At 39.0% G+C, this 3,969-nt stretch carries 3 protein-coding genes and 1 pseudogene; all 4 read left to right on the forward strand.

Features of this window, described 5'->3' with window-relative positions; genetic code table 11:
• Positions 1–138 precede the first annotated feature (138 nt).
• Positions 139–861 (forward strand): annotated as a pseudogene (locus V7659_RS18085) (ABC transporter ATP-binding protein); the annotation flags it as partial.
• A gap of 192 nt (positions 862–1,053) precedes the next feature.
• Positions 1,054–1,704, forward strand: coding sequence for an ABC transporter permease (locus V7659_RS18090; RefSeq protein WP_098933527.1), 651 nt, complete (start codon positions 1,054–1,056; stop codon positions 1,702–1,704).
• A gap of 29 nt (positions 1,705–1,733) precedes the next feature.
• Positions 1,734–2,657, forward strand: a complete 924-nt coding sequence (locus V7659_RS18095) for an ABC transporter substrate-binding protein (RefSeq protein WP_335541178.1) — start codon at positions 1,734–1,736, stop codon at positions 2,655–2,657.
• A gap of 23 nt (positions 2,658–2,680) precedes the next feature.
• Entirely contained in the window at positions 2,681–3,826 is a 1,146-nt protein-coding gene (locus V7659_RS18100; RefSeq protein WP_335541179.1) for a mandelate racemase/muconate lactonizing enzyme family protein, read from the forward strand.
• Positions 3,827–3,969 lie beyond the last annotated feature (143 nt).

Raw genomic sequence — 3,969 nt, forward strand, 5'->3', positions numbered from 1 at the left:
AGAGAATTTTTGTACAGTTTCTCCCTGAAAGGATTGGCAAAACTGCTAATATTCAACCTTTTTATCCCGCTATTACGGTTGGCATGGTTCTTGCAATATTACTTAGTAAATCAATTCATCAAAAGAGGGGGTAAAGATGTGATCCGTTTTGAAAATGTAAACAAAGTGTATGGGGATGTACAAACGCTATTCAATCTTAGTTTTGAGGTTCAAAAAGGAGAGTTAGTAGCTCTTATTGGACCAAGTGGATGTGGGAAAACAACTACGTTGCGGATGATTAATCGCCTTATTGATCCTAATTCTGGAAAGATATTGATTGATGGTCAGGATATTTCTAAAACAGACCCGGTCGAACTACGGCGAAATATTGGCTATGTCATTCAACAAGTTGGTTTGTTGCCACACATGACCATCGGAAAAAATATCGGATTAGTTCCAAAATTAAAGGGAAAGAAGTTAGAGGAATACTCCAATAGGATTGACGAATTGCTGCACATGGTTGGATTGGAGCCTAAGATTTTTCGGAATCGGTACCCATCCGAATTAAGTGGTGGCCAGCAACAACGTGTAGGGGTTATAAGAGCATTGGCTGCAGAGCCTCCTATCATTTTAATGGATGAACCATTTAGTGCATTGGATCCAATTTCTCGTGAACAACTACAAGAAGAACTAGTTCGATTGCAGAAGGAGATCAATAAAACAATCGTTTTTGTAACCCATGACATTGATGAGGCTTTAAAGATTTCTGATCGAATTGTCATAATGAACGAAGGAAGAATTGTTCAATTCGATACTCCAACAGCAATCATTGAAAAGCCAGCCAATTCTTTTGTTAAAGGGTTTATTGGAGAAAAGCGATTAAATGCAGGAATGTCCCTTTTTGCAAAATTGTAATTCTGATCGTTTTGCAAAGCTTGACCGGCTGATTTGTTTTTAACAAAGAGACAGGGTTTGTTCGTAATGAAAGCGCTTTAAATTAAAGGAGGTATTCATGTGACTCAACAATCAAATCTATTCACTAGTTTATTAGAAATCTATACGGATCGCTGGGATATGATTTTAGTGAGTATAGGGCAACACATCTACATCTCACTCCTCTCGATCATCATTGCCCTATTCATCTCTATTCCTTTGGGAATTTACCTCAGTAGAAATAAGAAATTGGCTGATAGCATCATAGGGGTTGCAGGTGTATTTCAAACGATACCTAGTATTGCCTTATTCGGTTTTCTAATGCCGTTTGTAGGGATTGGAGTGAAACCTACAGTGATAGCCTTGGTTCTCTATGCATTAGCCCCCATCATCCGAAATGTATATACGGGAATTGTGGAAGTGAATCAATCTGTCGTCGATGCAGGTCGTGGCATGGGGATGACTAGCTGGCAAATTTTATGGATTATTGAGATTCCACTTGCTCTTCCGGTTATTATGGCCGGAATCCGAACTGCAACTGTATGGACCATTGGTATTACTACGATTGCGGCATTTATTGGAGCTGGAGGATTAGGGGAAATCATATTCCGTGGTGTAGCTTTGATGCGTCCTGAATTAGTGTTAGCGGGAGCTATTCCGGCAGCATTTTTAGCAATCCTAACAGAATTCTTATTAAAGAAACTGGAAAGAAAAGTTACTCCTTTTAACCAGAAGAGCCATACGAAGAAAGTGAAACAGAATGATTCCAATAAAAAAGACAAAGTTGCATAAACAAAAATTATATAAAAGGAGAATATAAGATGAAGAAAATTTGGTTGATGATTATTTCAATATTTATCCTGCTTTTAGCTGCATGCTCGAGTAACTCATCACAAACCGCTGGTGGTTCAAAAGAAAAACTCGATTTAGTGGTAGCAAGCAAAAACTTCACAGAGCAGTATCTGCTTGCCCAAATTATGGGTCAACTACTTCAGAATAAAACGGATCACAACATTACCATTAAAGAAGGAGGCTTTGCAACCTCCGCTGTACTAAATCAAGGCTTAAAAGATGGGGATTTACAAGTAGTAGCTGATTATACAGGAACAGGGTATATGAATGTACTGAAAAACACATTACAACCAAATGATACGCCTGAATCAGTTTATGAGAAGACGAAAAAAGGGTATGAAAAAGAATTAGGACTTACTTGGCTGAAGCCTTTCGGATTCAACAATACGTTTACTTTAGTTATGAAAGAAGATATGGCAAAAAAGCTAAACATCAAAACATACTCAGATTTGGTCCCCCATGCAGATAAACTTGTTATTGGGATGGACCCAGCTTTCTATGATCGTGTAGACGGATATAAACCATTAGCAAAAATGTACGGATTTAAGTTTAAAGATCATAAAGAGATGGATATGGCATTAGGCTTTTCCGCAGTTGCTGAAGGAAATATTGATGTTTATATAACGTATATTACAGCTGGAAACATACCTGCCCTTCATTTAGTTCCTTTAAAAGATGATAAAGGGTATTTCCCTCCATATTTTGCTGCTCCAATTGTTTCGAAAGATCTTGTGAAGAAACACCCAGAAATAGCTGACGTCCTAAACCAACTTTCAGGGAAGCTTGATGATAAAACGATGGCGGAATTGAATGCCAAAGTAGATGAGGATAAGAAAAATACGACTGATGTAGCCAAGGAATTCCTAGAAAAAAACGGTTTGATTAACAAATAAATTAAGGTGAGGAGCACATAAAAATGAAGATTACTTCCATTGAAATTAAACAGTATTTAAAACCACTGGAGCCGCCATTCAAAGCGGCATGGGACCCTCAGCCAAGGAAGAACTTTGCTTCAACTGTCGTTTACGTTCATACAGATGAAGGCATCACAGGAGTTGGCTCGGGCGATTTGTTAATGGGATTAGAAGGTCATGAGAATTTATTTATTGGGCAAGATCCGTTTGCTATTGAACGACATGCACAGGTTATAGACAATATCAACTTCCATTATGGCCGCTGCTGGCCACTTGATTTAGCCCTTTGGGATTTAATGGGGAAAGCGACAGGGCAGCCTGTGTATAAATTACTAGGTGGCAAATCGAATAAAATTCTTGCTTACGCATCAACTGGTGAAATCGTAACTCCTGAAGAACGAGCTGAGCGTGCACTACGATTTGTGGATCAAGGATTTAAGGCGATGAAAATTCGTTTTCATCACGAAGATGTAAAGGATGATATAAAAGTCGTTGAAGCTGTAAGAAAAGCCGTTGGCAATAAACTTGAGATTATGGTCGATGCTAACCAGGGATGGAAGATGCCATGGGACGTTGAACGTACATGGGATTTGAAAATGGCGTTTCAAGTAGCGAAAGAGCTGGAACAGTTAAATGTTTTCTGGCTTGAGGAGCCCCTCCCATCACACCAATTTGAATTAATGGCAAAATTGCGTGACATGACTGGAATCCGTATTGCAGGTGGAGAAATGAATCGTAACTGGTACGATTTTAGAGAAATGAATAAAGTGAATGCTCTTGACGTATACCAACCAGATGTTGCCCTGTCAGGGGGAATTACACAAGTGAAGAAAATTGCTGAGCTTGTACAGGGAAGCGGCGCATGGTTTAGTCCGCATACCTGGTCAAACGGAATCGGGTTACTTGCAAACCTGCATCTTGCAGCAGCCGTTAGTCATTGTCCGTACTTGGAGTTCCCGTATGACCCGCCGGCATGGTCCACCGACCGTCGTGACTATATCCAAAAAGAACACTTAATGATCGATTCTGAGGGCTATTTAGTTGCTCCTGAAAAACCTGGTCTAGGTATTGAATTAGATGAAGATGCATTGAAAAAATATGAAATTAAACATTTTTATGTTGGTGAAAGTTCGACCGTCATCGTTTAATAGGTGAATAATCGAGAAACAAAGAATCTTCCAGTGAATACAGGTTAAATCTGAATTTGCAGGGAGATTCTTATCTTATAATAGAAAATATCGGGTGGAAAATATGTTATTGACAATATGCACAAACTTTTTACTGCAGATTT

Origin of the sequence: Neobacillus drentensis, assembly GCF_036966985.1 — a bacterium.
Lineage (GTDB): Bacteria > Bacillota > Bacilli > Bacillales > Cytobacillaceae > Neobacillus > Neobacillus drentensis_E.

What these genes read in the sequence shown, in the direction of transcription:
- V7659_RS18090 (WP_098933527.1), top strand. Translation starts at nt 1,054, where the DNA reads ATGATTTTAGTGAGTATAGGGCAACACATCTACATCTCACTCCTCTCG.
- V7659_RS18095 (WP_335541178.1), top strand. Translation starts at nt 1,734, where the DNA reads ATGAAGAAAATTTGGTTGATGATTATTTCAATATTTATCCTGCTTTTA.
- V7659_RS18100 (WP_335541179.1), top strand. Translation starts at nt 2,681, where the DNA reads ATGAAGATTACTTCCATTGAAATTAAACAGTATTTAAAACCACTGGAG.